The sequence below is a fragment of the Lelliottia sp. RWM.1 genome, from assembly GCF_016859735.1.
Taxonomy (GTDB): Bacteria; Pseudomonadota; Gammaproteobacteria; order Enterobacterales; family Enterobacteriaceae; genus Enterobacter.
Genome location: NZ_WLVC01000114.1, coordinates 1 through 2,075, shown reverse-complemented (window position 1 = coordinate 2,075; position 2,075 = coordinate 1). Strand labels below are relative to the sequence as shown.

Sequence of the window (2,075 nt, the reverse complement as noted above, 5' to 3'; positions counted from 1 at the left end):
TACCGTCGCTGACATCGTGCAACGACACAGAGCTAACGCTTAGGGTGTCATTTCGCCCTCAGCCGGAACCGACCCCTTTCCGTGCATAGCCATGCAGACGCGCAGAAATCATCAGGAACGTTTTTCGGGGTTTTCCCCGGGGAAAGGTGCCGGAAATCGGCATGAGGCCGCAGAAACGCGCTGAGAGCGTCTTAGGCGGTACCGATAAGGGATGTTATGGTAAATGTGCCTCACAGACTGGTACAAAAAAAGCCCCGCAGGGCTTTTTTGCTATGAGTTAGCCATATTTTCTTGCGAATTTTTCATCGGAATCGCATAGATAAATAATAAACTCAATAAACGCGATGATCGCGGGTATGAATGTCCAGCAAAAAATTAGATACAGGAATCCCTGTCCTATTTTACCTAAGTAAAATTTATGTGCGCCAAATCCACCAAGGAAGAATGCTAATAGCGCGGCTGCGATTCTACTTTTTTCACCTGAACCTGAAGAGGCGTTTGTGGCTCCGCAGTGTGGGCATGACTTTGCTGTTTCGTGTATTTCCTTGCCGCATCCTCGGCAGTAAACCATTGAACTCATTTTTTATCCTCGAGCTTATTTTTAGTTGGGATGCATAATATCCAATGTTTTATAACGATATGCATCCTATATGCTCGGGTGGGATAGATTTCCATTATGGTGAAGGATCTTCTTGAGATCCTTTCTGTAGCGTCGTAATCTCTTGCTCTGGAAACGAAAAAACCGCCCTGCAAGGCGGTTTTTCGAAGGTTCTCTGAGCTACTAACTCTTTGAACCGAGGTAACTGGCTTGGAGGAGCGCAGTCACCAAAACTTGTCCTTTCAGTTTAGCCTTAACCGGCGCATAACTTCAAGACTAACTCCTCTAAATCAGTTACCAGTGGCTGCTGCCAGTGGCGCTTTTGCATGTCTTTCCGGGTTGGACTCAAGACGATAGTTACCGGATAAGGCGCAGCAGTCGGACTGAACGGGGGGTTCGTGCATACAGTCCAGCTTGGAGCGAACTGCCTACCCGGAACTGAGTGTCAGGCGTGGAATGAGAAACCGCGGCCATAACAGCGGAATGACACCGGTAAACCGAAAGGCAGGAACAGGAGAGCGCACGAGGGAGCTACCAGGGGGAAACCCTTGGGATCTTTATAGTCCTGTCGGGTTTCGCCGCCACTGATTTGAGCGTCAGATTTCGTGATGCTTGTCAGGGGGGCGGAGCCTATGGAAAAACGGCTTCGCCGCAGCCTCATCGTTTCCCTGTTAAGTTCCTTCCTGGCATCCACCAGGAAATTTCCACCTCACCCGTAAGCCGGTACCGCTCGCCGCAGCCGAACGACCGAGCGCAGCGAGTCAGTGAGCGAGGAAGCGGCACATCTCCCGTTACTACATGTTCTGCTGACGCGCCGGTGCCGCCTTTTTCTCCTGCTACATGAAGCACTTCACTGACATCCGCATCCGTGCCAACATATTAAGCCAGTATACACTCCGCTAGCGCTACGTGACTGGTTCAGGGCTGCGCCCCGAAACCCGCCAGGACCACTGGCGCGCCTGACGGCTTGCCCAACGCTTCACGGCACCTGATTAAAATCCGCTCCCGTTCACCGTTTCTGATGGTTCTGACATTCCGCCGCTGCTTCATTGCTTCCACCTTGTCTGGCAGACTGGCCAGCGTGATGCTGAACAGGAGACCTACATGACGCGACTGACCAATCTGACGCCGGCAGAGAAGCAATTTCTTGATGATGCTGTTGCAGCTGCAGAGCGTGCTTCCGGCAAGAAACTCAACCAGCCGAACCGACATATCGTGCTCAACCGGGCAAGAGCGCAGATTGAGTCGCAGCGGCACGCCGACCGGCAGCGCGCTCTACGTGAGGAAGAACGGCAGCAGGCCGAATTTACCTGGTCACGTCCGCGATCGCCGCGCCGGTGAGTGGCTGTTATGAGGTTTCTGCTGCAGTTTTGTGATGAAACTGCAGGCAAGGCATTTCCGGGGTCGGTTCCGGCTGAGGGCGAAATGACACCCTAAGCTTTCGGTTCCTTGGGCCAAAGATATTCGCCAGTCAGTA

Annotated in this window: 3 protein-coding genes; 1 reads left to right on the top strand and 2 read right to left on the bottom strand. The window is 52.6% G+C overall.

All coding sequences use genetic code 11. The features are described from left to right. Positions 1-277: 277 nt before the first annotated feature. Together GF617_RS26745 and GF617_RS26740 are read right to left on the bottom strand one after the other, a co-directional pair. On the bottom strand, positions 278-580 hold the full coding sequence (locus GF617_RS26745; RefSeq protein ID WP_031942343.1) for a TM2 domain-containing protein: 303 nt from the start codon (positions 578-580) through the stop codon (positions 278-280). 308 nt (positions 581-888) lie between these two features. After that, the gene (locus tag GF617_RS26740) at positions 889-1,002 is read right to left on the bottom strand and encodes a hypothetical protein (RefSeq protein ID WP_032634168.1); all 114 of its coding nucleotides are present in this window, start codon (positions 1,000-1,002) and stop codon (positions 889-891) included. A gap of 700 nt (positions 1,003-1,702) precedes the next feature. Between GF617_RS26740 and GF617_RS26735 the strand changes: the two genes are divergently transcribed. Beyond that, positions 1,703-1,939 carry a hypothetical protein gene (locus GF617_RS26735; protein ID WP_031942344.1) on the top strand — a complete coding sequence of 79 codons (237 nt, stop codon included), beginning with the start codon at positions 1,703-1,705 and terminating at the stop codon, positions 1,937-1,939. The last annotated feature ends 136 nt before the right edge of the window (positions 1,940-2,075 follow it).

Bases quoted from the DNA above. Each gene is read 5' to 3' on its own strand.
- GF617_RS26735 (WP_031942344.1), top strand. From the start codon at position 1,703: ATGACGCGACTGACCAATCTGACGCCGGCAGAGAAGCAATTTCTTGAT.
- GF617_RS26745 (WP_031942343.1), bottom strand. From the start codon at position 580: ATGAGTTCAATGGTTTACTGCCGAGGATGCGGCAAGGAAATACACGAA.
- GF617_RS26740 (WP_032634168.1), bottom strand. From the start codon at position 1,002: ATGCACGAACCCCCCGTTCAGTCCGACTGCTGCGCCTTATCCGGTAAC.